At 71.3% G+C, this 25,414-nt stretch carries 28 protein-coding genes and 1 pseudogene; 16 read left to right on the top strand and 13 right to left on the bottom strand.

The genetic code is table 11. The features are described from left to right. Both kgd and G6W55_RS32845 read left to right on the top strand, forming a co-directional pair. A pseudogene (gene kgd / locus G6W55_RS32840) lies at positions 1–1,397 on the top strand (multifunctional oxoglutarate decarboxylase/oxoglutarate dehydrogenase thiamine pyrophosphate-binding subunit/dihydrolipoyllysine-residue succinyltransferase subunit); the annotation flags it as partial. Between the two features lie 88 nt (positions 1,398–1,485). Continuing rightward, positions 1,486–1,665 carry a DUF6104 family protein gene (locus tag G6W55_RS32845; RefSeq protein WP_003992906.1) on the top strand — a complete coding sequence of 60 codons (180 nt, stop codon included), beginning with the start codon at positions 1,486–1,488 and terminating at the stop codon, positions 1,663–1,665. 112 nt (positions 1,666–1,777) lie between these two features. On the opposite strand, the gene G6W55_RS32850 is transcribed toward G6W55_RS32845, so the two are convergent. Further along, a complete protein-coding gene (locus G6W55_RS32850) occupies positions 1,778–2,677 on the bottom strand; it encodes a hypothetical protein (RefSeq protein ID WP_175524350.1) in 900 nt (299 codons plus the stop codon). A gap of 146 nt (positions 2,678–2,823) precedes the next feature. Between G6W55_RS32850 and G6W55_RS32855 the strand changes: the two genes are divergently transcribed. After that, a complete protein-coding gene (locus G6W55_RS32855; protein WP_175524351.1) occupies positions 2,824–3,732 on the top strand; it encodes a DUF4097 family beta strand repeat-containing protein in 909 nt (302 codons plus the stop codon). 1 nt (position 3,733) lies between these two features. Continuing rightward, a complete protein-coding gene (locus G6W55_RS32860; protein ID WP_175524352.1) occupies positions 3,734–4,807 on the top strand; it encodes a PadR family transcriptional regulator in 1,074 nt (357 codons plus the stop codon). A 33-nt stretch (positions 4,808–4,840) separates the two neighbouring features. Here the strand turns inward: G6W55_RS32860 and G6W55_RS32865 are convergent, their stop codons facing one another. The 4 genes from G6W55_RS32865 to G6W55_RS32880 all read right to left on the bottom strand — a co-directional run bounded on the left by G6W55_RS32865 (position 4,841) and on the right by G6W55_RS32880 (position 8,151). After that, complete coding sequence (locus G6W55_RS32865) at positions 4,841–5,434, bottom strand: Clp protease N-terminal domain-containing protein (RefSeq protein ID WP_175524353.1); 594 nt, start codon at positions 5,432–5,434, stop codon at positions 4,841–4,843. After that, the gene (locus G6W55_RS32870) at positions 5,434–5,643 is read right to left on the bottom strand and encodes a helix-turn-helix domain-containing protein (RefSeq protein ID WP_018571396.1); all 210 of its coding nucleotides are present in this window, start codon (positions 5,641–5,643) and stop codon (positions 5,434–5,436) included. The genes G6W55_RS32865 and G6W55_RS32870 overlap by 1 nt, the downstream gene beginning before the upstream one ends. An 81-nt stretch (positions 5,644–5,724) precedes the next feature. After that, on the bottom strand, positions 5,725–6,690 hold the full coding sequence (locus G6W55_RS32875) for a zinc-binding dehydrogenase (RefSeq protein ID WP_030784277.1): 966 nt from the start codon (positions 6,688–6,690) through the stop codon (positions 5,725–5,727). A 231-nt stretch (positions 6,691–6,921) separates the two neighbouring features. Next, positions 6,922–8,151: an NADP-dependent malic enzyme gene (locus G6W55_RS32880; protein ID WP_175524354.1), complete on the bottom strand. Its 1,230-nt coding sequence runs from the start codon at positions 8,149–8,151 to the stop codon at positions 6,922–6,924. Positions 8,152–8,794: 643 nt separating this feature from the next. Between G6W55_RS32880 and G6W55_RS32885 the strand changes: the two genes are divergently transcribed. The 3 genes from G6W55_RS32885 to G6W55_RS32895 are packed head-to-tail and all read left to right on the top strand — an operon-like array spanning position 8,795 to position 11,494. Next, complete coding sequence (locus G6W55_RS32885) at positions 8,795–9,754, top strand: ABC transporter substrate-binding protein (RefSeq protein WP_175524355.1); 960 nt, start codon at positions 8,795–8,797, stop codon at positions 9,752–9,754. Between the two features lie 40 nt (positions 9,755–9,794). Further along, positions 9,795–10,733 (top strand): amino acid ABC transporter permease, encoded by a 939-nt coding sequence (locus G6W55_RS32890; protein ID WP_175524356.1) that lies wholly within the window; start codon positions 9,795–9,797, stop codon positions 10,731–10,733. An 8-nt stretch (positions 10,734–10,741) separates the two neighbouring features. Then, positions 10,742–11,494, top strand: coding sequence for an amino acid ABC transporter ATP-binding protein (locus G6W55_RS32895; RefSeq protein ID WP_175524371.1), 753 nt, complete (start codon positions 10,742–10,744; stop codon positions 11,492–11,494). 70 nt (positions 11,495–11,564) lie between these two features. Here G6W55_RS32895 and G6W55_RS32900 read toward each other — a convergent pair whose 3' ends face one another. Continuing rightward, complete coding sequence (locus G6W55_RS32900) at positions 11,565–12,341, bottom strand: trans-aconitate 2-methyltransferase (protein WP_175524357.1); 777 nt, start codon at positions 12,339–12,341, stop codon at positions 11,565–11,567. A 100-nt stretch (positions 12,342–12,441) separates the two neighbouring features. On the opposite strand from G6W55_RS32900, the gene G6W55_RS32905 reads away from it, so the two are divergent. Then, positions 12,442–13,071 carry an ABATE domain-containing protein gene (locus G6W55_RS32905; RefSeq protein ID WP_175524358.1) on the top strand — a complete coding sequence of 210 codons (630 nt, stop codon included), beginning with the start codon at positions 12,442–12,444 and terminating at the stop codon, positions 13,069–13,071. On the opposite strand, the gene sodX is transcribed toward G6W55_RS32905, so the two are convergent. After that, a complete protein-coding gene (sodX, locus tag G6W55_RS32910; protein WP_175524359.1) occupies positions 12,975–13,409 on the bottom strand; it encodes a nickel-type superoxide dismutase maturation protease in 435 nt (144 codons plus the stop codon). The two genes, G6W55_RS32905 and sodX, sit on opposite strands and share 97 nt — an antisense overlap. Before the next feature lie 146 nt (positions 13,410–13,555). Between sodX and sodN the strand changes: the two genes are divergently transcribed. Beyond that, complete coding sequence (sodN, locus tag G6W55_RS32915) at positions 13,556–13,948, top strand: superoxide dismutase, Ni (RefSeq protein ID WP_030784243.1); 393 nt, start codon at positions 13,556–13,558, stop codon at positions 13,946–13,948. 127 nt (positions 13,949–14,075) lie between these two features. Further along, positions 14,076–14,834 (top strand): VOC family protein, encoded by a 759-nt coding sequence (locus tag G6W55_RS32920; protein ID WP_175524360.1) that lies wholly within the window; start codon positions 14,076–14,078, stop codon positions 14,832–14,834. A 43-nt stretch (positions 14,835–14,877) separates the two neighbouring features. Here the strand turns inward: G6W55_RS32920 and G6W55_RS32925 are convergent, their stop codons facing one another. The 3 genes from G6W55_RS32925 to G6W55_RS32935 form a co-directional block, all read right to left on the bottom strand. Next, positions 14,878–15,087 carry a hypothetical protein gene (locus tag G6W55_RS32925; protein WP_175524361.1) on the bottom strand — a complete coding sequence of 70 codons (210 nt, stop codon included), beginning with the start codon at positions 15,085–15,087 and terminating at the stop codon, positions 14,878–14,880. 124 nt (positions 15,088–15,211) lie between these two features. Further along, on the bottom strand, positions 15,212–16,288 hold the full coding sequence (locus G6W55_RS32930) for a family 2 encapsulin nanocompartment cargo protein polyprenyl transferase (protein WP_309243862.1): 1,077 nt from the start codon (positions 16,286–16,288) through the stop codon (positions 15,212–15,214). 44 nt (positions 16,289–16,332) lie between these two features. Further along, the gene (locus G6W55_RS32935; RefSeq protein WP_175524363.1) at positions 16,333–17,739 is read right to left on the bottom strand and encodes a family 2B encapsulin nanocompartment shell protein; all 1,407 of its coding nucleotides are present in this window, start codon (positions 17,737–17,739) and stop codon (positions 16,333–16,335) included. Positions 17,740–17,912: 173 nt separating this feature from the next. On the opposite strand from G6W55_RS32935, the gene G6W55_RS32940 reads away from it, so the two are divergent. After that, positions 17,913–18,800 (top strand): 1-aminocyclopropane-1-carboxylate deaminase/D-cysteine desulfhydrase, encoded by an 888-nt coding sequence (locus tag G6W55_RS32940; protein WP_175524364.1) that lies wholly within the window; start codon positions 17,913–17,915, stop codon positions 18,798–18,800. A 7-nt stretch (positions 18,801–18,807) separates the two neighbouring features. Here G6W55_RS32940 and G6W55_RS32945 read toward each other — a convergent pair whose 3' ends face one another. Continuing rightward, the gene (locus G6W55_RS32945; RefSeq protein WP_175524365.1) at positions 18,808–20,406 is read right to left on the bottom strand and encodes a Na+/H+ antiporter; all 1,599 of its coding nucleotides are present in this window, start codon (positions 20,404–20,406) and stop codon (positions 18,808–18,810) included. A gap of 68 nt (positions 20,407–20,474) precedes the next feature. Between G6W55_RS32945 and G6W55_RS32950 the strand changes: the two genes are divergently transcribed. The 3 genes from G6W55_RS32950 to G6W55_RS32960 all read left to right on the top strand — a co-directional run bounded on the left by G6W55_RS32950 (position 20,475) and on the right by G6W55_RS32960 (position 22,581). Beyond that, on the top strand, positions 20,475–20,735 hold the full coding sequence (locus G6W55_RS32950) for a UBP-type zinc finger domain-containing protein (RefSeq protein WP_175524366.1): 261 nt from the start codon (positions 20,475–20,477) through the stop codon (positions 20,733–20,735). A gap of 317 nt (positions 20,736–21,052) precedes the next feature. Continuing rightward, a complete protein-coding gene (locus G6W55_RS32955; protein ID WP_030784224.1) occupies positions 21,053–21,466 on the top strand; it encodes an anti-sigma regulatory factor in 414 nt (137 codons plus the stop codon). Then, complete coding sequence (locus tag G6W55_RS32960; protein WP_175524367.1) at positions 21,463–22,581, top strand: RNA polymerase sigma factor SigF; 1,119 nt, start codon at positions 21,463–21,465, stop codon at positions 22,579–22,581. Before G6W55_RS32955 ends, G6W55_RS32960 begins: the two co-directional genes overlap by 4 nt. A 17-nt stretch (positions 22,582–22,598) precedes the next feature. On the opposite strand, the gene G6W55_RS32965 is transcribed toward G6W55_RS32960, so the two are convergent. Further along, the gene (locus G6W55_RS32965) at positions 22,599–23,063 is read right to left on the bottom strand and encodes a hypothetical protein (RefSeq protein WP_175524368.1); all 465 of its coding nucleotides are present in this window, start codon (positions 23,061–23,063) and stop codon (positions 22,599–22,601) included. Positions 23,064–23,181: 118 nt separating this feature from the next. On the opposite strand from G6W55_RS32965, the gene G6W55_RS32970 reads away from it, so the two are divergent. Then, positions 23,182–24,150 (top strand): diacylglycerol kinase family protein, encoded by a 969-nt coding sequence (locus G6W55_RS32970; protein WP_175524369.1) that lies wholly within the window; start codon positions 23,182–23,184, stop codon positions 24,148–24,150. A 320-nt stretch (positions 24,151–24,470) separates the two neighbouring features. Then, complete coding sequence (locus tag G6W55_RS32975; RefSeq protein ID WP_016639615.1) at positions 24,471–24,728, top strand: WhiB family transcriptional regulator; 258 nt, start codon at positions 24,471–24,473, stop codon at positions 24,726–24,728. A gap of 231 nt (positions 24,729–24,959) precedes the next feature. Here G6W55_RS32975 and G6W55_RS32980 read toward each other — a convergent pair. Continuing rightward, positions 24,960–25,414, bottom strand: a 455-nt coding sequence (locus tag G6W55_RS32980; protein WP_175524370.1) for an ATP-binding protein, incomplete at its 5' end; no start/stop codon positions are given.

The raw sequence follows: 25,414 nt of genomic DNA on the forward strand, positions 1-25,414 counted from the left end.
TGATGTACGACCTGATCGACAAGAAGCGCTCGGTGCGCAAGCTCTACACCGAGTCCCTCATCGGTCGCGGCGACATCACCCTGGAAGAGGCCGAGCAGGCGCTCCAGGACTACCAGGGCCAGCTCGAGAAGGTCTTCACCGAGGTCCGCGAGGCCACCTCGCAGCCCGTCTCCGGCGAGTCCCACGACCCGCAGGACGGCTTCCCGGTCGCGGTCCCCACCGCGATCTCCGCGGAGACCGTCAAGCGGATCGCCGAGTCCCAGGTCAACATCCCCGACCACATCACCGCGCACCCGCGGCTGCTCCCGCAGCTCCAGCGCCGGGCCGCGATGGTCGAGGACGGCACCATCGACTGGGGCATGGGCGAGACCCTCGCCGTCGGCTCCCTGCTCCTGGAGGGCGTGCCGGTCCGGCTCGCCGGCCAGGACTCCCAGCGCGGCACCTTCGGCCAGCGGCACGCGGTGATCATCGACCGGGAGACCGGCGAGGAGTTCACCCCGCTGATGTACCTCTCCGAGGACCAGGCGCGGCTGAACGTCTACAACTCCCTGCTCTCCGAGTACGCGGCGATGGGCTTCGAGTACGGCTACTCGCTGGCCCGCCCCGACGCGCTCGTCCTGTGGGAGGCGCAGTTCGGCGACTTCGTCAACGGCGCGCAGACGGTCGTCGACGAGTTCATCTCGTCGGCGGAGCAGAAGTGGGGCCAGACGTCCGGCGTCACCCTGCTCCTGCCGCACGGCTACGAGGGCCAGGGCCCGGACCACTCGTCCGCCCGCCCGGAGCGGTTCCTCCAGATGTGCGCGCAGAACAACATGACGGTCGCCATGCCGACCCTGCCGTCGAACTACTTCCACCTCCTGCGGTGGCAGGTGCACAACCCGCACCACAAGCCGCTGGTCGTCTTCACGCCGAAGTCGATGCTGCGCCTGAAGGCCGCCGCGTCGAAGGCGGAGGAGTTCACGCACGGCGGGTTCCGCCCGGTCATCGGCGACAGCTCGGTCGAGCCGAACGCCGTCAAGAAGGTCGTCTTCTGCGCGGGCAAGGTCTACTACGACCTGGAGGCCGAGCGGCAGAAGCGCGGTGCCACGGACACGGCGATCATCCGCCTCGAGCGGCTGTACCCGCTGCCCGGCGCCGAGGTCCAGGCCGAGGTCAACAAGTACCCCAACGCCGAGAAGTACCTGTGGGTCCAGGAGGAGCCGGCCAACCAGGGTGCCTGGCCGTTCATCGCCCTGAACCTGATCGACCACCTGGACCTGGCGGTCGGCGCCGACGTCCCGCACGGCGAGCGGCTGCGGCGCATCTCGCGCCCGCACGGCTCGTCCCCGGCGGTCGGTTCCGCCAAGCGCCACCAGGCGGAGCAGGAGCAGCTCGTGCGTGAGGTGTTCGACGCGTAACCGCGCTCGCGCACGCCGTACGACGGCCGGGCCGCACTCCCTCGACGGGGGTGCGGCCCGGCCGTTTCCGCGCACTTATCCTTGACCCATGTACTTCACCGACCGTGGCATCGAAGAGCTGGAGAAGCGGCGCGGCGAGGAGGAGGTCACCTTCGAGTGGCTCGCCGAGCAGCTCCGGACGTTCGTCGACCTCAACCCGGACTTCGAGGTCCCGGTGGAGCGTCTGGCGACCTGGCTGGCACGGCTGGACGACGAGGACGACGAGTAGGACCCGCAGGTCCCCCGGGACCGCGACGAGTGACGCGACGAGTGAAGGGCGCCCGTGGAGGCGCCCTTTTCGTGTGTACGGCGTCGACGGCGGGGTCTCCAGCGAGGGGCCGTCAGTCGCGGGGGCGGCCCAGGTCGTAGGCGAGGCCGAGGAGGCCGTGGGCCAGCAGCAGCGCGCCCGCCGCGACCCAGCCGGCGCTGCGCCGCCGCAGACCCCATGCCGTGACCGGGACGGCGGCCGTCACCTGGGCCAGCGCGAGGACGTGCGCGCGGGGTGTGCCGGACCAGGGCAGCCAGGGGCCCAGGGGGCTGTGCTCGACCGCGTTCTCCATGGCGTCGAGTTCGGTGCGGACGGTCTCGCGCCAGCCCCGCCAGTCGATCCGCCGGACGTCGTCCCGCGCGCGTGCGGCGTCGCGGAGGGCGCGGGCCGGGGCGCCGGGGGTGAACCCGGCGGGCAGGGTGAGACCCGCGCGGGTGAGGACGGCGAGCAGGACGCCCACGCGCGTGTGGGCGTCGGCCTCGGGGTCCGGGCGGGTCAGCGGCTCCAGGTCCTGGACGTCGAGGACGGGGTCGAGACCGAGGCGGGCGGCGAGGGTGTGCAGGGCGTCGTCCTCGCCGTCCGGGGTGCCGTCGGCGAGCCAGCCGTAGCCGACGGGACGGCGGAAGCCGGAGGCGACGGTGAGCCCGGCCCGCCCGGCGTCCCACCACAGTCCCAGGACGGGCCAGGGGGCACCGACGGCCAGGGCGGCGGCCCAGCGGGCGAGGACCCCGTCGACGGGGTCGTCGACGAGGTCGCCAGAGCCGTCGCCAGCGCCGTCGCCCGAGCCTTCGTGGGAGTCGGCGCGGGCCTTGCCGTGCGTCCACGGGGTGCCCTCGGGGACCAGGACGCTCCATTCGTCACCGGCGCCCGTGAGGAGCATGCCGGTGCGCAGGAGGTGGGCCGCGGGGGCGACGGCGTCGGGGTCGGCGCGGCAGATCAGCACGGCGCCGGAGGGGCTGTCTTCCGTCGGCATGCTCCCCACGCTAGGACGGCCGGCGGCGGGCCGGGATCCGGTGGTCACCCGAACGGGTGGCTTGACTTCCCCCGACCGCGATATATCGTGAATAGCGGGAGACGCGATATGGCGCGTTGCCCTGTCGCGTCGAGGAGGTCAGCACCATGTCCGAGTGGTCCGTCGCCGAGCCCACGAAGCTCACGTTCGACGCGCCGGTGAGCACCCTGCACGTGCGCGTCGTGAACGGCACGGTGAACGTGGTGGGCACCGACGAGGAAGCCGCCCGTCTGGAGGTCACCGGGATCGAGGGCCCACCCCTGGTGGTGACCCAGCGGGAGGGCACCCTGACCGTGGCCTACGAGGACCTGCCCTGGAAGGGCTTCCTCAAGTGGCTGGACAGCAAGGGCTGGCGGCGCAGCGCCGAGGTCTCCCTCGCCGTACCGGCGGGCACCCGTGTGGAGGTGGGCGTGGTGGGCGCCGGGGCGACGGTCTCCGGGATCGTCGGGCCCACGGAGGTCAAGGGCGTCGCCGGTGACACCACCCTGGTGGGTCTCGCGGGCCCGGTCCGCACGGACACGGTCTCGGGGAGCGTGGAGGCCCAGGCCCTCACCGGGGACCTGCGCTTCCACTCCGTCTCCGGTGATCTGACGGTCGTGGAAGCCGCGTCCTCGGTGCGGGCCGACTCGGTGAGCGGCTCGATGATCGTCGACCTGGACGCCGCGAGCCGGCCCACGGACATCGCGCTGACCAGCGTCTCCGGCGAGATCGCCATCCGGCTCCCGCATCCGGCGGACGCGCGCGTGGAGGCGAACACCGCCAGCGGCTCGGTCTCCAACGCCTTCGAGGACCTCCGGGTCAGCGGCCAGTGGGGCGCCAAGCGGATCACCGGCCGGCTCGGCGCGGGCAACGGCCGGCTCAAGGCCACCACGGTTTCCGGGTCCATCGCCCTGCTGCGACGCCCCGCCGAGGAGGACGGACCGGCCTTCGACTCGGGGGAGAATGCCCCTTCCGGCCCGGACGACGACTCCCCCGGCTCTCCGGCCGACAGCACGACCGACAAGAAGGTGTTCTGACATGCCTCCCGTCTTCGCCCACGGCCGCCTCCGCCTCTACCTGCTGAAGCTGCTGGACGAAGCCCCGCGCCACGGCTACGAGGTGATCCGCCTCCTGGAGGAGCGCTTCCAGGGCCTGTACGCGCCGTCGGCGGGCACCGTCTACCCGCGGCTGGCCAAGCTGGAGGCCGAGGGGCTGGTCACCCACACCACCGAGGGCGGCCGCAAGGTGTACGCGATCACCGACGCGGGCCGGGCCGAACTGGCCGACCGCAGCGGTGAACTGGCCGACCTGGAGCTGGAGATCCGCGAGTCCGTCGCCGAACTGGCCGCGGAGATACGGGCCGACGTGCGCGGCGCGGCGGGCGATCTGCGCCGGGAGATGCGCGCGGCCGCCTCCGAGGCGCGGCGCGGCACCGGCACCGGCGGACACCCGGACTGGGAGCCCGAGTTGGGCGACAAGGAGGCGTGGCGCGCCGCCAAGGAGGAGATGCGCCGCGTCAAGCTGGAGTGGAAGGAGCAGGCCCGCCGGGCCAAGGACGAGAGCCGCCGCGCCCGTGACGAGGCGCAGCGGGCCCGCCGCCAGGCCAAGGAGGCCCAGGACCACGCCCGGGCCCAGGCCCAGGAGGAGGTGCAGCGCATAGCGCGCCGCGTCCAGGAGCAGGTCCAGGACCACTTCGCGCGCGGCGACTGGCCGACGGGCGTCCGCGAGGGCCTGACCGAACTGGCCAAGGAGTTCGGCGAGTTCGGCAAGGACTTCGGCAAGGATCTCGGGCGCGACCTGGGCCGGGACTTCGGCTTCGGCCGCTCGGGCGGCGGCAAGGCGTCCACGGATCCGGCGGGCGCCGAGCGGGTCCCGGAGTACTCCGACACCCCGGAGGACTTCCCGGCCGGGTACGAACCGGCCTGGGCCCACGAGGAGTCCAGCGGCGACCCGGCCCGTGACCTCGACCGTCTGCTGGACCGCTTCCGGGACGACATCAGGGACGCGGCCCGCGACCACGGCGTCACCGCCGACCAGCTCCGCGACACCCGCCGCCATCTGTCGACGGCGGCGGCACACATCGGGGCGATACTCCGGGCGCCGAAGGGCTGAGCCGGGGGCTGGGGCCGAGGCCGGGGACGGGGGTCAGCTCGCCTTGGCCTCTCCCCCGCCGCCCAGCACCCGGGTCAGGGACTCATGGGTGACCCCATGGTCGGCCAGGACCTCGGCGGTCGGGCCGGGGCGGACGGTCATCGCCAGCAGCAGGTGCTCGTCGCCGATGTGCCGCTCGCGGCGGGCCAGGGCCATCCGCAGCGACTGCTCCAGGACACCCTTGGCCTCCCGGCCGAAGCCCGGACGCCCGCTCCGGCGGGCACCGGCCTTCCCGTCCCCGGCCTTCCCGCCACCGGCCGACCCGTCGCCCGCCATCGCGCCGACGCCGTGCGCCTCCTCGACACGGGAGACGATCTCCGAGACGTCGATGCCCAGTCCTGCGAGGGCCTCGGTCTCGGCGCGGGACAGGCCCGCCCGGCGCCGGGTCTCCTCCAGCGCCGTACGCACCGCGTCCTTGCGGTCGGCGAGCCCGAGGGCGGCCAGCGCGAAGGAGGCGCGGCTCGCCTCCCGGTCCAGCAGCGCGAGCAGCAGATGCTCGGCGCCGACGGTCCGGCCGCCCGCCTCCGCACACTGGTCGACGGCGCCGCGCACCACGGCCCTCGCGTCCTTGGTGAACCGCTCGAACATCACTGCCTCCCGTACTTCTTGTGCACGGCCTGCCTGCTGACCCCGAGTTCCGCGGCGATCTCCTGCCACGACCAGCCCTGATTGCGGGCGCTGCGCACCTGCACCGCCTCCAACTGCTCCAGCAGCCGGCGCAGTGCGGCGACGGCGCGCAGCCCGACCCGTGGATCACGGTCACCTGCGCGCTCGGCGAGATCCGTTGCTTCGGTCATGACGTCAACGTACGTTGACAACGGGAGGATGTCAACCAGAGTTGACGTCAGTCGTCGTGTCAGTTGTCGTGTCAGTCGTCGTCAGGAGTGGGTGAGCACGATCTTGCCGAACTGGTCGCCGGCCGCGAGCCGTTCGAAGCCCTCGCGGGCCCGGTCCAGGGGCAGTTCCTCGTCGATGACGGGGCGTACTCCGGTGGCGGCGCAGAAGGAGAGCAGGTCCTCCAGCTCGTCCTTGGTGCCCATGGTGGAGCCGACCACCTTCAGCTCCAGGAAGAAGATCCGGGTCAGCTCGGCGTGCGAGGGCCGGTCCCCGCTGGTCGCGCCGGAGATCACCAGCGTGCCGCCGGGGCGGAGCGACTTCACCGAGTGGGACCAGGTGGCGGCGCCGACGGTCTCGATGACGGCGTCCACCCGCTGGGGCAGCCGCGCCCCGGGCTCCACGGCCTCCACGGCGCCCAGTTCCAGCGCCCGCTTGCGCTTGGCCTCGTCCCGGCTGGTCGCGAAGACCCGCAGTCCCGCGGCCTTCCCCAGCACGATCGCGGCGGTGGCGACCCCGCCCCCGGCGCCCTGCACGAGCACCGAGTCACCGGGCCGTACACCCGCGTTGGTGAAGAGCATCCGGTACGCGGTCAGCCAGGCCGTGGGCAGACAGGCCGCCTCCGCGAAGGACAGCTCCTTGGGCTTGGGCAGCAGGTTCCAGGTCGGCACCGACACCAGCTCGGCGAAGGTGCCCTGATAGCGCTCGGTGAGGATGGAGCGGGGCTCCCTGGGGCCGACGCCATGGCCGCTCTGGCCGATGACGGAGTGCAGGACGACCTCGTTGCCGTCCTCGTCGACACCGGCGGCGTCGCAGCCGAGGATCATCGGCAGCTTGTCCTCGGCGAGGCCGACACCGCGCAGGGACCAGAGGTCGTGATGGTTGAGGGAGGCGGCCCGGACCTGGACGGTGCTCCAGCCGGGACGGGCCTCGGGGGCCGGTCGCTCCCCCAACTCCAGTCCGGAAAGCGGCTGGTCGCGGTCGATTCGGGCGGCGTAGACGGCGAACATGCACCTGACGATAGGGGCCGGACGGGGCGGGCGAAACCGGGGGCGACTGTGAGACATGCCCTCTTGCGTGACCGGGGGACCACAGTGCGGTGACCCGACTGCGGCGGCCCGACCGCGGCGGCCACGTCACTCGAACAGGCGAGCGGACAGGCAAAGAAACGGCCAAGTGCGGGCAGCCGAATGGCCCCGCCCGATCGGACGAGGCCATTCGAGGTGTGCGTGACGTACGCGTCAGCGACGCGCGACGCCTTCCGCCCGGGCGGCCGCGGCGACCGCCGCCGTGACCGCGGGGGCGACCCGCTCGTCGAAGGGGGACGGGATCACGTAGTCCGCGGAGAGATCGTCACCGACGACGCCCGCCAGGGCCTCCGCCGCCGCGATCTTCATGCCCTCGGTGATCCGGGACGCCCGCACCTGGAGCGCGCCCGCGAAGATCCCCGGGAACGCCAGCACGTTGTTGATCTGGTTCGGGAAGTCCGACCGGCCGGTCGCCACGACCGCCGCGTACTTGCCGGCGACGTCCGGGTGCACCTCGGGGTTCGGGTTGGCCATGGCGAAGACGAACGCGCCCTTCGCCATGGAGGCCACCGCCTCCTCCGCGACCGTGCCGCCGGAGACGCCGATGAACACGTCCGCACCGGCCAGCGCGTCCTCCAGGGAGCCGGAGAGCCCGGCCTTGTTGGTGAACCCGGCCAGCTCGCGCTTGACGTCGGTCAGGTCCGCCCGGTCCGCGGAGACGATGCCCTTGCGGTCGGCCACCGCGACGTCCCCGATACCGGCCTCGACCAGCATCTTCGCGATGGCGACACCGGCGGCGCCGGCGCCCGAGATGACGGCCCGCAGATCGCCGACCGCGCGTCCGCTCAGCCGCGCCGCGTTGCGCAGCGCCGCCAGCGTCACGACCGCCGTGCCGTGCTGGTCGTCGTGGAAGACCGGGATGTCGAGCGCGTCCTGGAGCCGGCGCTCGATCTCGAAGCACCGCGGTGCCGAGATGTCCTCCAGGTTCACACCGCCGAAGGAGGGCGCGAGGCGCACCACCGTCTCGACGATCTCGTCCACGTCCGTGCAGGCGAGCGCGATCGGGACCGCGTCCACACCGCCGAACTGCTTGAAGAGGATGGCCTTGCCCTCCATCACGGGGAGGGATGCCTCCGGGCCGATGTCCCCGAGTCCCAGCACGGCCGTGCCGTCGGTGACGACGGCGACGACCGAGGACTTCCAGGTGTAGTCGTTCACCAGGTCCGGCTGTTCCGCGATCGCGGTGCACACGCGCGCGACGCCGGGGGTGTACGCGAGGGACAGGTCGTCCTTGTCACGGATCGGGACGGTGGCCTGCACGGCCATCTTTCCGCCCCGGTGCAGCGCGAAGGCCGGATCGAACGAGTCGAGGGGCTCCGCACCGCCCTCCTGGCCCGCATGGTCCGCGCTATCGCTGCGAGGATTGACGATCTCCGCTGCCACTGTGTCTTACCCCTTAGGTGTTCATGGATGAGGGTGGCCACTCCGGGTGAGGAGTGGGCGGGCACCGCGCAGAGCCCTGAGGTGATGCGTACGGGCGCCTGCGCGTCGGGCGCGCCGCACACGCGCCCTGAGCCCCGGATGAGGGGTGTAAAGAACCTTCTTACCGGACGGAGACCGCAGCCGACGAGTCCATTCGTGCAAGGTCACATGGCGTCTCTTGCAGGACTCCTACAGTCCGCCCCGTGCGATCGTGCCGGGCGCGCTCAGCCGTCCTACCGCCGTGACATGACTCATGCGGGCAGAAGTGGACAACGAGTGGACAAACTCTTGACACGGACTCAAGTCAACGCACAGGAAGCATCGGAGGCAGTCACATAGTGAGACGAACCGAAGATCTTCCGGCCGAAAACCGGGATTTCCGCAGATGGTCCGGCACTGTCCGGCCGTGATGTACCGGACTGATGTGGTTCGGGGGTCGCCCGTTATCCGATTTTGACATAGCTGGACCCCTGAATGGCGCAGTCCGAATGGCAAGATGCCGTAATCACACGAGGTCGCGACACCCGAAGGTGTGTGTTCTCGTCGACCCATCGGCATTTGCCGGCCCATCGGCATCACCATCCATCCGCCGGAGGAACCCACCATGACCGCACGCACCACCCGCCACACGACCGCCGCGCGCACGCGCCTCGCCGCGGTCGGATCCCTCGCGGTCGCGGGCGCCCTGTTGCTCTCGGCCTGCGGTGACCAGACCAAGGACAACGGCTCCGGAAGCAGCGAGACCAGCGCAGCCCCGCTGGCCGACAAGCTGCCCCAGGCCATCCGTGACAAGGGCGTCATCCGGGTCGGCTCGGACATCGCCTACGCGCCGGTCGAGTTCAAGGACAGCTCCGGCAAGGTGGCCGGCATCGACCCCGACATCGCCGCGGCCATGGGCGAGCAGCTCGGGGTGAAGTTCGAGTTCCAGAACGCCACCTTCGACACCCTCATCGGTGGTCTGGCCTCCAAGCGCTACGACGTCGCGATGTCGGCCATGACCGACACCAAGGACCGCCAGGAGGGCATCGACGGCGACACCGGCAAGAAGGTCGGCGCCGGCGTCGACTTCGTCGACTACTTCACCGCGGGCGTCTCGCTCTACACCAACAAGGGCGACACCCAGGGCATCAAGACCTGGGACGACCTCTGTGGCAAGACGATGGCGGTCCAGCGCAACACCTTCTCCCACGACCTCGCCAAGGAGCAGGCGGAGAAGTGCAAGAAGGACGGCAAGCCCGCCCTCAAGATCGAGGACTTCGCCACCAACCCCGAGGCCGAGACCCGGATGCGCTCCAAGGGCGCGGACGTCGTCTCCGCGGACTTCCCGATCGCGGCCTACTCCGTGAAGAACGCCGGCGGCGGCAACTACTTCGAGATCGTCGGCGACCAGGTCGAGGCGGGCCCGTACGGCATCGCCGTCGCCAAGGACAACACCGAGCTGCGTGACGCGCTCCAGGCGGCCGTCCAGGCGATCATCGACAACGGCGAGTACAAGAAGATCATCGAGAAGTGGGGCGTCGCCGACGGCGCGATCACCGAGTCCAAGATCAACGGCGGTTCCTGAACACCGGCACCGCACGACTCGGCTCTGAAAGGCTCCACCCGTGACTGTTGACGTCAACAAGTCCGACGGTCCCGACGCGACGCCCCCCGCCGGGCCGGAGGCCATCAAGGCCATCCCGGTCCGGCACCCCGGGCGATACGTTTCGGCCTTCGTCGCGATCGCGCTGCTGGTATCCGTCGTCTACGCCTTCGCGCAGGGCAACATCAACTGGGGCGCGATCCCCGACTACTTCTTCGACGACCGCATCATGCACGGTGTCTGGAACACCCTGCTGCTCACCGTGCTCTCCATGGTGATCGGCATCGCGGGCGGCATCCTGCTCGCGGTGATGCGTCTGTCGAAGAACCCGGTGACCTCGTCCATCGCGTGGTTCTACATCTGGTTCTTCCGCGGTACGCCGGTCCTGGTCCAGCTCTTCGTCTGGTTCAACCTGGGCCTGGTCTTCGAGTACATCAACCTCGGCCCGATCTACAAGGACTACTGGTCGTCCTTCATGACGCCGCTGCTCACGGCGCTGCTGGGTCTGGGTCTGAACGAGGCCGCGTACATGGCCGAGATCTGCCGTGCCGGTCTGCTCTCGGTCGACGAGGGCCAGACCGAGGCGTCGCACGCCCTGGGCATGAGCCACACCAAGACGCTCCGCCGGATCGTCATCCCGCAGGCCATGCGCGTGATCGTGCCGCCGACGGGCAACGAGGTCATCAACATGCTGAAGACCACGTCGCTGGTGTCGACGGTCCAGTACGTGGATCTGCTCAAGGCGGCTCAGGACATCGGTCAGAACGCCGGTTCCACCGTGGAGATGCTCTTCCTCGCCGCCGCCTGGTACCTGATCCTGACCTCGATCCTGAGCGTCGGCCAGTACTACGTCGAGCGGTACTACGCCCGCGGTTCCAGCCGCAGCCTGCCGCCGACGCCGCTCCAGCGCTTCAAGGCAGCCGTCCTGCCCGCGCGCCGCCCGAAGGGAGTCTCGGCATGACTCACCCCATGGTGAAGGCCGAAGGCGTCCACAAGTCCTTCGGCTCGGTCGAGGTCCTCAAGGGCATCGACCTGGAGGTCAAGAACGGCGAGGTGTTCTGCCTCATCGGCCCCTCCGGCTCCGGCAAGTCGACCTTCCTGCGGTGCATCAACCACCTGGAGAAGATCAACGCCGGCCGGCTCTACGTCGACGGGGATCTGGTGGGCTACCGCCAGAAGGGCGACAAGCTGTACGAGCTGAAGGACAACGAGGTCGCGCTGAAGCGCCGGGACATCGGCATGGTGTTCCAGCGGTTCAACCTCTTCCCGCACATGACCGCGGCGGAGAACGTGATCGAGGCCCCGGTCCAGGTCAAGGGCGTCAGCAAGGCCCAGGCCCGGGAGCGGGCGAAGGAGCTGCTGGACCGGGTCGGCCTCGCCGACAAGGCCGGCAACTACCCCTCGCAGCTCTCCGGCGGCCAGCAGCAGCGCGTGGCGATCGCCCGTGCGCTGGCCATGGACCCGAAGCTGATGCTGTTCGACGAGCCGACCTCGGCCCTCGACCCGGAGCTGGTCGGTGACGTCCTCGACGTCATGCGCGACCTGGCCGAGTCGGGCATGACGATGGTCGTCGTCACCCACGAGATGGGCTTCGCCCGCGAGGTCGGCGACAGCCTGGTCTTCATGGACGGCGGTGTGGTCGTGGAGTCCGGCAACCCGCGCGACGTCCTGACCAACCCGCAGCACGAGCGGACGCAGGCGTTCCTGTCCAAGGTGCTCTAGCCGACAGACGGCGAGACAGCGAGAAGGGGCGGTACGGAGAGATCCGTACCGCCCCTTCCGCATGCCGGGACTACTTCACCGCGAGCAGCAGCGTGTCCGAAGGCGAGCACCACACCGGGCGGGCCTCCGTGAAGCCCTTCTCCCTCAGGACGCGGGCATGCCACGCCGGGGAGGGCATGTCGCCGTCGGCGTGCTCGCCGTAGATCTCGAAGCGGCGGGCGGTGGGGGCGGCCAGGGCCGGGTCCTGGGCGGCGAGCCGCCACCACTCGGCCCAGTCGACGGCGCCCCGGGACCTGGCCTGGTCCATACGGGCGTGCCGCTGCGCGCGTTCCGCCGCGTTGATGCGGGGCGTCGTCTCGTCGATCATGTGGTCCGCGTTCATGAAGACACCGCCGTCGCGGACGAGTCCCGCGATCCGGCCGTAGAGGTCCGCGAGGGGGTCGCGGTGCAGCCAGTGCAGGGCCGTGGCGGTGAGCACGGCGTCGTACGTGTCGTGCGGCAGCCGGGCCGTCCAGTCCGGGTCCTTGAGGTCGGCGGTGACGAGGGTGACGCGGTCGTCGCCCGCGAAGGTGCCCTCGGCGATGGCCAGCAGGGCCGGGTCGAGGTCGACGCCGGTGCTGGTGGCGCCGGGGAGGCGGGCGAGCAGCCGGGCGGTGATCGTGCCGGTGCCGCAGGCGAGGTCGAGAACGCGCGGCGCGGTGCCGACGAGGGCCTCCACCATGTCCAGCATGATCCGGAAGCGGTCCTCCCGGTCGGGCATGTACCACTCCTGCTGGCGGTCCCAGCTCTCCTGCCAGGCCGCCCAGTCGGTTCCCGTGCCCGTTCCCGTTCCGGTGCTCGTGGTCATGAGAGCCCTCTCCTCCGTCGCCCGCGTAATACCCTTGGAGCACGATCAGCTCTTACCCGACCGCAGGCACGACCATAGAGCCCCTCCGTAAGGACTACAAGTGGAACTGGCCTATTACTCGGACTACGCCGTCCGTCTCGTCAACAGCGAGGAGCCGACCCGGGGCAAGGACGCGCTGACGTCGGTCGAGGCCGTCCGCGATCTGTTCGGCGGCAACCGGTCGGCGGCCCGGCGGGCCACCGAGGCGGACGTCACCCGGTTCCGCTCGGTGCGGGGCCGGCTGCGGGCGGTCTTCGAGGCGGCCGACGGCGGCGACGAGACCCTCGCCGTGGACCTGCTGAACTCGCTGCTCCTGGAGTTCCCGGTCAGCCCGCAGATCTCCGGCCACGACCACCGCGACGACGACGGCCGTCCGCTGTGGCACATGCATCTGGCCGACCACCCCTCGAACGCGACCGCGGGCTACGCCGCCATCGCCGCCATGGGCCTGGCCTTCCATCTCACCGAGCACGGCGTCGACCGCCTCGGCCTGTGCGAGGCGGCACCGTGCCGCAACGCCTATCTGGACACCTCGACCAACCGCTCCCGGCGCTACTGCTCCGACCGCTGCGCGACCCGCGCGAACGTCGCCGCCTACCGGGCCCGCAAGCGCCAGGAGGCCGACCGGGTGGACAGCACCGGCCTCGCGGCCGAGAACGCCCAGCGCACCAGCGCCAGCGGCGAGCGCTGATCGGGTTTGCGCGGCCGGTAGCGCAGCCGCGCCCGGCCGAGGATCAGCTCGTCGGGCACGGTCCCGTAGTCGGTGCTGTCACCGCCGGCGAACGCGTTGTCGCCGAGGACCCACCAGCCGCCCTCCCGGCGCTCCGCGGCGCGCTTGACGACGAGCAGGTCCTGCTGGAACGGATGCCGCAGCACCACGACGTCCCCCGCCCTGACCCTGGCCCCGTACCGCACCACCAGCACATCTCCGTGATACAGCGTGGGCACCATGGACGGACCGGTCACCTCGGCCAGTCCGAAGAGCGCGGCGACCCTGCCACGCTCGGTCTCCCGCGACAGCTCCGGCATCGCCGGCACCTCCCCTGGTCCGTTCCTCCACCAGTCTCAGTCTGACCCCGGACTTTTGTCCTAAGCCCACGGGGGCACTCGCGAAAACCCGTCGTGCAGGGAGTAATGTCCCACCTGAGAAGACGATCACGAGGAAGGAACGCTCCATGCTTTCCCGCCTGTTTGCCCCCAAGGTCAAGGTCAGCGCGCACTGCGACCTGCCCTGCGGCGTGTACGACCCGGCCCAGGCCCGCATCGAGGCGGAGTCGGTGAAGGCCGTGCAGGAGAAGATGGCCGCCAACGACGACCCGCACTTCCAGGCGCGCGCCATCGTCATCAAGGAGCAGCGCGCCGAGCTCGCCAAGCACCACGTCTCCGTGCTGTGGAGCGACTACTTCAAGCCCCCGCACTTCGAGAAGTACCCGCAGCTCCACACGCTGGTCAACGACACCCTGAAGGCCCTGTCGGCCGCCAAGGCGTCGAGCGACCCGAAGACCGGCGAGAAGGCCCTTGAGCTGATCGCCGAGATCGACCGTATTTTCTGGGAGACCAAGGCCTGACGACCGGTCTCCCCCACCGGCGGTCGGTGCACCACCGCCGTGCCGGGGCTTTCCGGGAAGGGGCCCGGCCGACGCACTCCGTCGGCCGGGCCCCTTCGCCGTCCGCCGCCCCGCCTACGATCACCTCATGGACTCCCGTCACCGCGTCCGCTGGACGTACGCCTTCATCGACCGGCCCGCCGGACAGCTCGCGCGGGCCTGCTCCTTCTGGACGGCCGTCACCGGGACCCGGCTCTCCGAACCGCGCGGTGACGACGGCGAGTTCGTCACCCTGCTGGCGGACGGCGCCGACCCCTGCGTGAAGGCGCAGGGCGTCACGGCCGGGGCGGGCGGCGCGCATCTCGACTTCGCCGTGGAGGACGTGCCCGGGTTTGTCGCGGCGGCGCTGGAGCTGGGCGCCGGGACCGAGGCCGCGCACGACGGATGGGCCGTGCTGCGGTCCCCCGCCGGGCAGTTGTTCTGCGCGGTGCCGTGGGCCGGTGAGTCGGTCCGGCCGCCGGTGGTCGAAGGCAGCCGCCTCGACCAGGTCTGCGTGAGCGTCCCGCCGTCGTCCTACGACGCCGAAGTCGCCTTCTTCACCGCCCTGTTGCCGGAGTGGACGTCCCGGCCGGGCTCCCGGCCCGAGTTCCATGTGATCGCGCCGCCGGACGGGCTGCCGGTGCGCGTCCTCGTCCAGCGGCTCGACGGCGAGGAGCCCGTCACCGCCCATGTCGACCTGGCGAGCGGGCCGGACACCGGCGCCGTCCGCGCCCGGCACGAGCGGCTCGGCGCGGTCCCGGTCGCCGAGCATCCGCACTGGACGGTGATGCGTGATCCGGCGGGCGGGCTGTACTGCCTCACCGGCCGCGACGCGCACACCGGCGGGCTGCCGCGCTCACAAGCCTGAGAGCGCGGAGACCCAGGGGTCGGTCCAGGGGTCGATCCATGGGTCAGGGCTCGTGCCGGCCGGTCGGGGGCGCGGGGGTGTGGGCGTGCTGCTCGGGCGCCGGCGCGCCCTCCTCGACGTACGCCTCGCACTTCGGGTTGTGGCAGGGGCCCGCGACCCAGCGCGGTACCCAGGCGCCCAGCGTCTTGTGGCGCCGGACGACGGACTGCACGGACTGCCCGCAGGCGGGACAGAAGCGTTGTTCCCGGTCCATGACCTCAGGGTAGGGCGGCACCGGCCGAGGCGCTCCCCGCCGTACGCGAGAAACTCGGCCGGTGCGGGCGGGTCCCGCACACCGTGGGGATGTGCGGGACCCTGGGGGCGGACGGTCCGCCGCCTCAGGTGCTGCGGCGGGTGACGAACTCCGCCAGCGACAGCAGACCGCCGGCCGCCTCCGGGTCCGGGATCGCCCGGGCCAGTTCGGACATCGCGCGGGACATCCGGTCCGCCGCCTGCTCCTGCGCCCAGGCGCGCCCGCCCGCCCGCTCCACGGCGAGCACCGTGCGGTCCAGGTCGGCCTGTTCGAACGGAGCCGCGTACAGCGCGGCCAGCTCGCCGGCCGCCGGGGTGCCGGAGGACAGGGCCGCCACCACCGGCAGGGACTTCTTGCGGGCGGCGAGATCCGCCCCGGCCGGTTTGCCGGTGTGCCGAGGGTCGCCCCACAGGCCGATCACGTCGTCGATGAGCTGGAAGGCGAGCCCGGCCTCCCGGCCGAACGCGTCCAGCGCGTCGACGTCGTCGTCCGCCGCGCCCGCGTAGAGCGCGCCGACCGCGCAGGCGCAGCCGATCAGCGCGCCCGTCTTGGCCTCGGCCATGGCGAGCACCTCGTCGAGGGTGACCTCGGCGGGGTCGCGTCTCTCCAGGGCCGTGTCCACCTGCTGTCCCGCGCAGAGTTCGACCACGCAGGCCGCGAGCCGGGCGACGGCCGCCGTGGACGCCGGGTGCGGGTCCTCGGCGAGCATGCCGAGGGCGAGCGCCTGGAGGGCGTCCCCGGCGAGGATCGCGTCGGCGTCGCCGAACACGGTCCAGGCGGTGGGGCGGTGGCGGCGGGTGGCGTCCCGGTCCATCACGTCGTCGTGCAACAGCGTGAAGTTGTGGACCAGTTCGACCGCGGCGGCGGCCCGCGCGGCCGCCGCCCGGGCCGCCGGGCCGCCGAGCGCGGCGGCCGCGGCGAGGACGAGGGCGGGGCGGATGGCCTTGCCGGCGTTGCCGGTGGCGGGGGTGCCGTCCGGGTGCTCCCAGCCGAAGTGGTAGCGCGCGATCCGGCGCAGCGGTCCGGGCAACGCGTCGACGGCGGCGCGCAGTTCGGGGTCGACGGACACCCGTGCGCGCTCCAGGATCGCCGTCGCCTCGTGCCCGTCGGCCGTGCCCGGCCCGGTTCCGCCGGTCCCGTCGGTCCCGCTCTGGCTCCCGATGGACGCCCGCCTTCCCCGAGTCCCCTGCGGCCTGGTGGCGGAGGTCACCGCCAGCGGCCGATCTCGACGTTCTCCAGAACGCCCAGCGCGTCGGGGACGAGGACGGCCGCCGAGTAGTAGGCCGTCACCAGGTATTTGATGATGGCCTGCTCGTTGATGCCCATGAACCGCACGGACAGGCTCGGCTCGATCTCGTCGGGCAGGCCGGACTGGCGCAGGCCGATGACGCCCTGGTCCTGCTCGCCCAGGCGCAGCGCGATGATGGAGCTGGTGCGGGCCTCGGTGACCGGGATCTTGTTGCACGGGTAGATCGGCACACCGCGCCAGGTCGGGATGCGGTTGCCGCCGATGTCGATGGTCTCGGGCACCAGACCGCGCTTGTTCAGCTCACGGCCGATCGCGGAGATCGCGCGCGGGTGGGCGAGCAGCATCTTGGTGCCGCGCCGCCGGCTGAGGAGTTCGTCGAGGTCGTCGGGGCTGGGCACGCCGTCGTGCGGCTGGAGGCGCTGGTCGTACTCGCAGTTGTGGAGGAGCCCGAACTCGCGGTTGTTGACCAGCTCGTGCTCCTGGCGCTCCTTGAGCGCCTCGACCGTCAGCCGGAGCTGCTGCTCGGTCTGGTTCATGGGCTGGTTGTAGAGGTCGGCCACGCGCGTGTGGATGCGCAGGACGGTCTGGGCGATGCTCAGTTCGTACTCGCGCGGGCGGGCGTCGTAGTCGACGAAGGTGTGCGGGATGTCGGCCTCACCGGCGTGGCCCGCGGCCAGGTCCACCTCCTTCTCGCCGTACTTGTTGGTGCGCTGCTCCGGGATCGCGCGCAGCTCGTGGAGGTGGGCGCCCAGGGTGTCGGCGCGCTCCGCGACCTGTTCGACGTCCTGCCGGGTGAGGACCAGGACCGTGCAGGCGGTGTCGGCGCGGGCGGTGTACTCCCAGATGGCGTCGGCGTCGAGCAGGGCCTGCTCGCCGAAGTAGGCGCCGTCGGCGAGGACCCCGAGGACCTGGTCGTCGCCGTAGGGGCCGGTGCCGACCTTCTCCACCCTGCCGTGCGCCAGCAGATAGACCTCGTCGGACTGGCTGCCGAAGGACGCGATGATCTCCCCGGGGGCGAACTCCCGCTGCCGGCAGCGCTGGGCCAGCTCCCCCAGCACCTCTTCGTCCTCGAAGTCGCGCAGCGCCGGCAGCTCGCCCAGCTCGGCCGGGATCACCTCGACGCGGTCACCGGTCTTGACGAACGTGATGCGGCCGTCGCCGACCGCGTACGTCAGCCGCCGGTTGACCCGGTACGTGCCGCCCTGCACATCCACCCAGGGCAGGGTCCGCAGCAGCCAGCGCGAGCTGATCTCCTGCATCTGCGGCGCGGACTTGGTGGTGGTGGCCAGGTTCCGCGCGGCCGCCGTGCCGAGACTCTGCTGCGGCTTGCCCGACTCGGTGCGGACCTCTTCGCCTACCGACATGAGAAATTGCCCTCCCAGCTCATGCACGGGCGCCGAACTGCGCCGGTGCACTGTTCACGCGGCCAGCCTTCCATCACTTTGTGTGCTCGTGCCATTACACGAAAGAGCGGGAATGGATCACGGTCGAGCCGGGAAGCGGAGGGTTCCGGCGAACGGTGTTCGACAATGGGCGGGTGACCGACCTGCGCCCCCGACTGCCCTCGCCGCTCCAGGAGGTGGCGGACGACCGGTTCGAACGGCACGGCGTCCGGCTGCTGCTGAAGCGCGACGATCTGATCCACCCGGAGCTGATCGGCAACAAGTGGCGCAAGCTCGTGCCCAATCTGGAGCGGGCGGCGGGCCGCACGCTGCTGACCTTCGGCGGCGCCTACTCCAACCATCTGCGCGCCACCGCGGCCGCCGGCCGGCTGCTCGGACTGCCCACGGTGGGCGTGGTGCGCGGCGACGAACTGGCCGGCCGCCCGCTGAACCCGTCCCTGGCCCGGTGCGCGGCCGACGGCATGCGGCTGCACTTCACCGACCGGGCCGCCTACCGGCGCAAGACCGAGCCGGAGACCCTCGCCGCGGTGCTGCGCGCGGCCGGCGCCGAGGACGCGTACGTGGTGCCCGAGGGCGGCAGCAACACGCTCGCCGTCCGCGGCTGCCGGGCGCTCGGCGAGGAGCTGCGCGGCCGGGCGGACGTCGTCGCGCTGGCCTGCGGCACCGGCGGCACACTGGCCGGGCTGGCCGCGGGGCTCGCCCCGGAACAGCGCGCCCTCGGCATTCCGGTTCTCAAGGGCGGTTTCCTCGGCGAGGAGATACAGGCCCTCCAGCAGCGGGCTTTCGGCGCCCGGCGCGGCGACTGGCGGCTCGACGAGCGGTTCCACTTCGGCGGCTACGCGCGCGTGCCCGCGGAACTCGACGCCTTCGCCGACGACTTCGAGCGGCGGCACGGCATCCCGCTCGAACGTCTCTATGTCGCCAAGTCGCTCTACGCCCTTGTCACCCTGGCCGGGGAAGGCGCGTTCGCCCCCGGGACCCGGCTCGCGGCGGTGGTGACGGGGGCGCCGTTCGAGGGGTGAACAGGCCCTAGCCCGCCTCCCGGTAGGCCGCCGCCTCCTCCAGGTCCAGCCGGCGCAGCAGGACGCGCAGCATCTCGTCGTCGATGTAGCGGCCGTCGCGGAGCCGGACGAAGACCTCGCGCTCGGCGCTGATCATCTCGCGGGCGAGCCGGCGGTAGGTGTCGTCGACGGTCTCGCCGGTGACCGGGTTGGTCTGGCCGAGGCGCTCCCAGACGGCGTTGCGGCGCCGCTCCAGGACGGTGCGCAGCCGGTCGGCGAGGGGTGGCGGCAGGGCGTTGCGCTCGTCCTCCAGGAGTGCGTCGAGGCGTTCCTCGGCGACCCGGGACGCCTGGGCCTGGGCGTTGGCCTCGGCGAGGGTGGCGGCCTGCGGGTCGGGCTCGGGGAACTTCAGCAGGTGGATCAGCGGGGGCAGCGTCAGGCCCTGCACGACGAGGGTGCCGATGACGGTCGTGAAGGTCAGGAAGAGGATCAGATTGCGGTGCGGGAAGGGCGCCTCGCCGTGGTCCACGGTGAGCGGGATGGAGAAGGCGATGGCCAGCGAGACCACGCCCCGCATCCCGGCCCAGGCGATCACGATGGGCCCGCGCCAGGTCGGGTTCTCCTCCCGCGCGCGGATGCGGGCCGACAGCAGCCGCGGCAGGAAGGTCGCCGGGTAGACCCACAGGAAGCGGACCGCGACCACCACCACGAACAGGACGACGGCGTACCAGGCGGCGTCCAGGCCCTCGTAGTCGCCGAGCCCTCTGAGGACGACCGGGAGCTGGAGGCCGATCAGGGCGAAGACCGCCGACTCCAGGATGAAGGCGACCATCTTCCAGACGGCCTCCTCCTGGAGCCGGGTGGCGAAGTCGACCTCCCACGCGCGGTGCCCGAGGTACAGGGCGACGACGACCACGGCGATGACCCCGGAGGCGTGGAACTGCTCGGCGGCCGCGTAGGCGACGAACGGGATCAGCAGGGAGAGCGTGTTCTGGAGGAGGGGTTCCTTCAGCCGGGTGCGCAGCCAGTGCAGCGGGGCCATCAGGATCAGCCCCGCGGCGACACCGCCGACCGCCGCCACCAGGAACTCCTCGATGCCGCCGGCCCAGGAGGCGCCCTCGCCGACGACGACCGCGAGGGCCACCTTGTAGGCGGTGATCGCGGTGGCGTCGTTCAGCAGGGACTCGCCCTGGAGGATCGTGGTGATCTTCGAGGGGAGGCCGACCCGGCGGGCGACCGCGGTGGCCGCGACCGCGTCCGGCGGCGCCACGACCGCGCCCAGCACCAGCGCGGCGGTCAGCGGCAGCCCGGGAACCAGCAGGTAGACGGCCCAGCCGACGACGAGCGTCGCGAAGAGCACGTACCCGACCGAGAGCAGGGCCACGGGGCGCACCTGGGCGCGCAGGTCCAGGTAGGAGCTCTCGGACGCCGAGGTGTACAGCAGCGGGGGCAGCAGCAGCGGCAGGACGACGTCCGGGTCCAGGGTGTAGTCCGGCACCCCGGGCAGGTACGACACCGCCAGGCCCACCGCCACCAGCAGCAGTGGCGCGGGCACCGGGGTGCGCCGGGCCGCCGCCGCGATCGCCGCGCTGCCCGCCACCAGCAACAGGAGTGGCATCACGTCCATGTCTCGCCGTCTCGCCGCCCTTCGTTTTTCCGCGCGGCCGTCCGCGCGCCCGTCGTAATCTGGCAATCATGAAACAGTGCACGCACGCCGACGCGCTGCCGGACCCCGAACCCGCCCCGTTGGGCGAGACGTGTCCCGAGTGTGTGCGCGACGGCACCCACCCGGTGCAGCTCCGGCTGTGTCTGTCGTGCGGCCATGTCGGCTGCTGCGACTCCTCGCCCGGCCGGCACGCGACGGAGCACCACAAGGACTCCGGGCACCCGGTGATGCGTACCTTCGAACCCGGTGAGAACTGGCGGTGGTGCTTCGTCGACCACGTCCTGGTGTGAACGTCCCGGGCGCCCCGGACGTTGCAGTTCATGGACGGCGGGGCACGGTACCGGCGAGACGGTCCGGCCGTCCGGCGGGTACGGTTCGACGGTCTGACGTCTGGGTACGTCAACCCGGCGCGCCCTCTTCCCTTTTGGGTCCGCAGACCCCCTAGACACGGAGCGTGTTCACAGCTTTACTGTGAGTGACGCCAGGGGGTTGGGGTCCCGGGACGGGAGACCGGAGAGCGCGGTAGCGTCACCGCTGCACCACACACGCGTTACCCCCGGGGGGAGACCCTCGGCCCCGAAAAGCTTGTACCACCTTGGAGGTGAGGGTGTCCCAGATCGCAGGCGAGCCCGCGACCCAGGACTTCGTGGAAGTCCGGCTGCCGGCTGCGGGTGCCTACCTGTCGGTGCTGCGGACGGCCACGGCCGGTCTCGCGGCCCGGTTGGACTTCACCCTGGACGAGATCGAGGACCTGCGCATCGCGGTGGACGAGGCCTGCGCGATCCTGCTCCAGCAGGCCGTGCCCGGCTCGGTGCTGAGCTGCGTGTTCCGGCTCGTCGACGACTCGCTGGAGGTGACGGTCTCGGCGCCGACCACGGACGGTCACGCCCCCGCGCGCGACACCTTCGCCTGGACCGTGCTGTCCGCCCTCGCGGGCAAGGTCTCCTCCGCCGTCGACGACGACAAAACCGTTTCGATCAGCCTCTACAAACAGCGCGGCGCGGGACCCGGGCCGGCGTGAGGGACGGGGACGGGCCGGTGCGGGACGAAGAGCGCGGCACACGGGAGCTGCCGGCCGAGGACACGGTCTCTCCGGGCGATTCCCGACGCATGACGGCGGATGGCATCAACGGCATTCCCGACCAGGCGAGACCCCACCCGGAGGACGACCGGTCCTCCGCGTCGGCCGGTCTCCCGGAGGACGCCGTGCAGGACGGCCCGCCCCGGGAGGGGCGGATCGGGGGTTCCCCCGGCCGCTCCGCCGAGGCCAGGGCTCGACAGAGGGCGACGGGCGGGACGATGAGCGAGCACCAGCGAGACGACGAGCAGGGCGTGCGGGGCACCCGGCACGAACCCCGTCAGCAGCACGAGCCCCGTCACGAAGGGGACCGCAGCGGGGCACGGGCGATGTTCGTCGAGCTGCGCGGACTGAAGGACGGCAGCCCCGAGTACGCGGAGCTGCGCAACCAGCTCGTCCGGATGCACCTGCCGCTCGTCGAGCACCTCGCGCGCCGCTTCCGCAACCGCGGCGAGCCGCTGGACGACCTCACCCAGGTCGCCACCATCGGGCTGATCAAGTCGGTCGACCGCTTCGACCCGGACCGCGGGGTGGAGTTCTCGACCTACGCGACCCCGACGGTCGTGGGTGAGATCAAGCGGCACTTCCGCGACAAGGGCTGGGCGGTGCGGGTGCCGCGCCGCCTCCAGGAGCTGCGGCTCGCGCTCACCACGGCGACCGCCGAGCTGTCGCAACAGCACGGCCGCTCCCCCACGGTGCACGAGCTGGCCGAGAAGCTCGCCATCTCGGAGGAGGAGGTCCTGGAGGGCCTGGAGTCCGCCAACGCGTACTCCACCCTGTCCCTGGACGTCCCCGACACCGACGACGAGTCCCCGGCGGTCGCGGACACCCTGGGCGCGGAGGACGAGGCGCTGGAGGGCGTCGAGTACCGGGAGTCGCTCAAGCCGCTCCTGGAGGACCTCCCGCCGCGCGAGAAGCGGATCCTGCTGCTGCGGTTCTTCGGCAACATGACCCAGTCGCAGATCGCGCAGGAGGTCGGCATCTCGCAGATGCACGTCTCCCGGCTGCTGGCCAGGACCCTGGCCCAGCTACGGGAGAAGCTGCTGGTCGAGGAGTAGAGCCGACCAGGGCGTGCCTAGTCCTGGTCCGCCGCGTTGCCGGGCCCCCGGATCCCGAGGGCCCGGGTCGTCTCCGCGTTGACCAGCAGGACCAGCCCCGTGACGGCGAGCGCCGCGAGCGCGATGCCCGCCGGGATCGCCAGGCTGTCGGCCTGGAGCAGGTTGTAGGCCACCGGCAGCGCCAGGATCTGGGTGATCACGGCCGGCCCCCGGCTCCAGCTCCGCAGGGCGAGCAGTCCGCGCGCCGCCAGCAGCGGCAGCAGCGCGAGCACCATCAGCGTGATCCCGCCGGTGACGGCCTGCTGCCGGTCGTCCGGGTCGCCGGTGAGGCCCAGGACCAGGATCCAGATCCCGCCGGCGACCAGCGCCAGCCCCTCCAGACCGGTCAGCGCGGCGGCGTACGTCAGCCGGCGCGGGCGGGCGCCCTCGGGGGCGAGGGGGGTCTCGGGGGCGGGGGCGGCGGGGGTCTTCTCACTGCTCACCCGTGAAGGGTAGCCCTCGCCCCGCGCACGGCCCCGTGTCGAGCCTCACCCCGGGATCTCCGCACCGATCCCCACCTCGCCCTGTGCCGGGTACCACCCAGTAGGTACGCTGCAACCCATGCGTGCACTTCTCGTGGTCAATCCGGCGGCAACCACTACCAGTGCACGGACGCGTGACGTCCTGATCCACGCGCTCGCCAGCGAGATGAAGCTGGAGGCGGTCACCACCGAGTACCGCGGACACGCGCGTGACCTCGGCCGGCAGGCCGCGGAGAGCGGGAACACCGATCTGGTCGTGGCCCTCGGCGGCGACGGCACGGTCAACGAGGTCGTCAACGGCCTCCTGCACGCCGGCCCGGACCCGGACAACCTGCCCGGTCTCGCCGTGGTCCCCGGTGGTTCCACCAATGTCTTCGCCCGCGCCCTGGGGCTGCCCAACGATCCCGTGGAGGCGACCGGCGCCCTGCTGGACGCGCTGCGCCGGGAGAGCGGGCGCACGGTCGGCCTGGGGCTGGCCTCGGGCACACCGGGCTCGGAGGACGAGTCGGTGCCGTCGCGCTGGTTCACCTTCAACGCCGGGCTCGGCTTCGACGCGGGTGTCGTTGGACGGGTCGAACAGCACCGGGAGCGGGGCCGCAGGTCCACCCACGCGCTCTACATACGGCAGGCCGTGCGGCAACTGCTGGGCGAGTCCGAGCGCCGGCACGGATCGATCACGCTGGAGCGGCCGGGCGCCGAACCGCTGACCGATCTGGTGCTCTCCATAGTCTGCAACACGGCGCCGTGGACGTATCTGGGCAATCGCCCGGTGTACGCGTCACCTAAGGCGTCGTTCGATACAGGGCTCGACGTACTCGGTCTCAGCCGTCTGTCCACCGCCGCGGTTGCCCGGTATGGCACCCAGTTGCTCACTTCGTCCCCCGAGCGCGGCCCGCACGGCAAGCATGCCCACTCCCTCCACGATCTGGACCGGTTCACCTTGCATTCCAAGGTCCCTCTGCCCCTTCAGATGGACGGCGACCACCTGGGACTGCGTACGAGCGTGACGTTCACAGGCGTACGCCGTGCACTGCGTGTGATTGTGTGAGCAGAAAGGGCTGAAGTCCTTTCACTCGAACGTTTAGGCCAGGGTCCACCCCATGGAAGTACGGCTGTGACCTAGTCGACACCGAGGAATCAAAAAAAACTTTCCGGAAGGGGTTGTATCCGCCGCTGAGGTTTGCGACGCTCTACGTGGCGATCGGGACGGCCCGCAAGACCGGCCTCCACTGATCACCAGAACCCCTCTTCGAACCACAGGACCACGCCAGCGAACCTGGCGGGTTGGCCCTTCACTTGTTGAGGGATTCGTGAAAGCGTTCACATTCACAAGCAACCTGCATGTAATACCAAGGAGAGGTAGCAGCCATGGACTGGCGTCACAACGCCGTTTGCCGCGAGGAAGACCCCGAGCTCTTCTTCCCCATCGGCAACACCGGTCCTGCGCTGCTGCAGATCGAGGAAGCCAAGGCCGTCTGCCGCCGCTGCCCGGTGATGGAGCAGTGTCTGCAGTGGGCGCTCGAGTCCGGCCAGGACTCCGGCGTCTGGGGTGGTCTCAGCGAGGACGAGCGTCGCGCCATGAAGCGCCGCGCCGCCCGCAACCGGGCCCGTCAGGCCTCCGCCTGACAACACCCGCCCCGTACACGGCCTGAGCTTGGCGGCGCGTACAGCGCGTACGCAACTCCCGCCCCCGAGCCGCAGCGCGCAGTACCCCCGATGCGCAGCTAATCGCTGGCAACGAGCATTTGAGCCCCGGACCCCTGAACGGTCCGGGGCTTCTTGCTGTGCCGGAAGCTTCTCGTCGTGCCGAAACTCGCCGTGCCGGAAAGGGAATTCACCGTATTCCCAAGCGCATTCCTATTTCTGGGCCGGCACCGGAATGTCGAGGATCACCCGCGTACCGCGTTCCGGCGCCGGGACCATGTCGAACGTTCCGCCCAACTCCCCTTCCACCAGGGTCCGTACGATCTGAAGGCCGAGGTTGCCCGAGGTGTGCGGGTCGAATCCCTCGGGCAGGCCCACGCCGTCGTCCTGCACCGTGACCAGCAGGCGGGCCTCCTTCGTGGTACCGCCGCGGACGGCCGCGACCTCGACCGTGCCGGTGTCGCCCTCGCGGAAGCCGTGCTCCAGGGCGTTCTGGAGGATCTCGGTGAGCACCATGGACAGCGGGGTGGCGACCTCGGCGTCCAGGATGCCGAAGCGTCCGCTGCGCCGGCCGGTGACCTTGCCCGGTGAGATCTCGGCGACCATGGCGAGCACCCGGTCGGCGATCTCGTCGAACTCCACGCGCTCGTCCAGGTTCTGGGAGAGCG

This window comes from Streptomyces sp. CAI-85 (assembly GCF_013363615.1).
Classification (GTDB): Bacteria; Actinomycetota; Actinomycetes; order Streptomycetales; family Streptomycetaceae; genus Streptomyces; species Streptomyces antibioticus_B.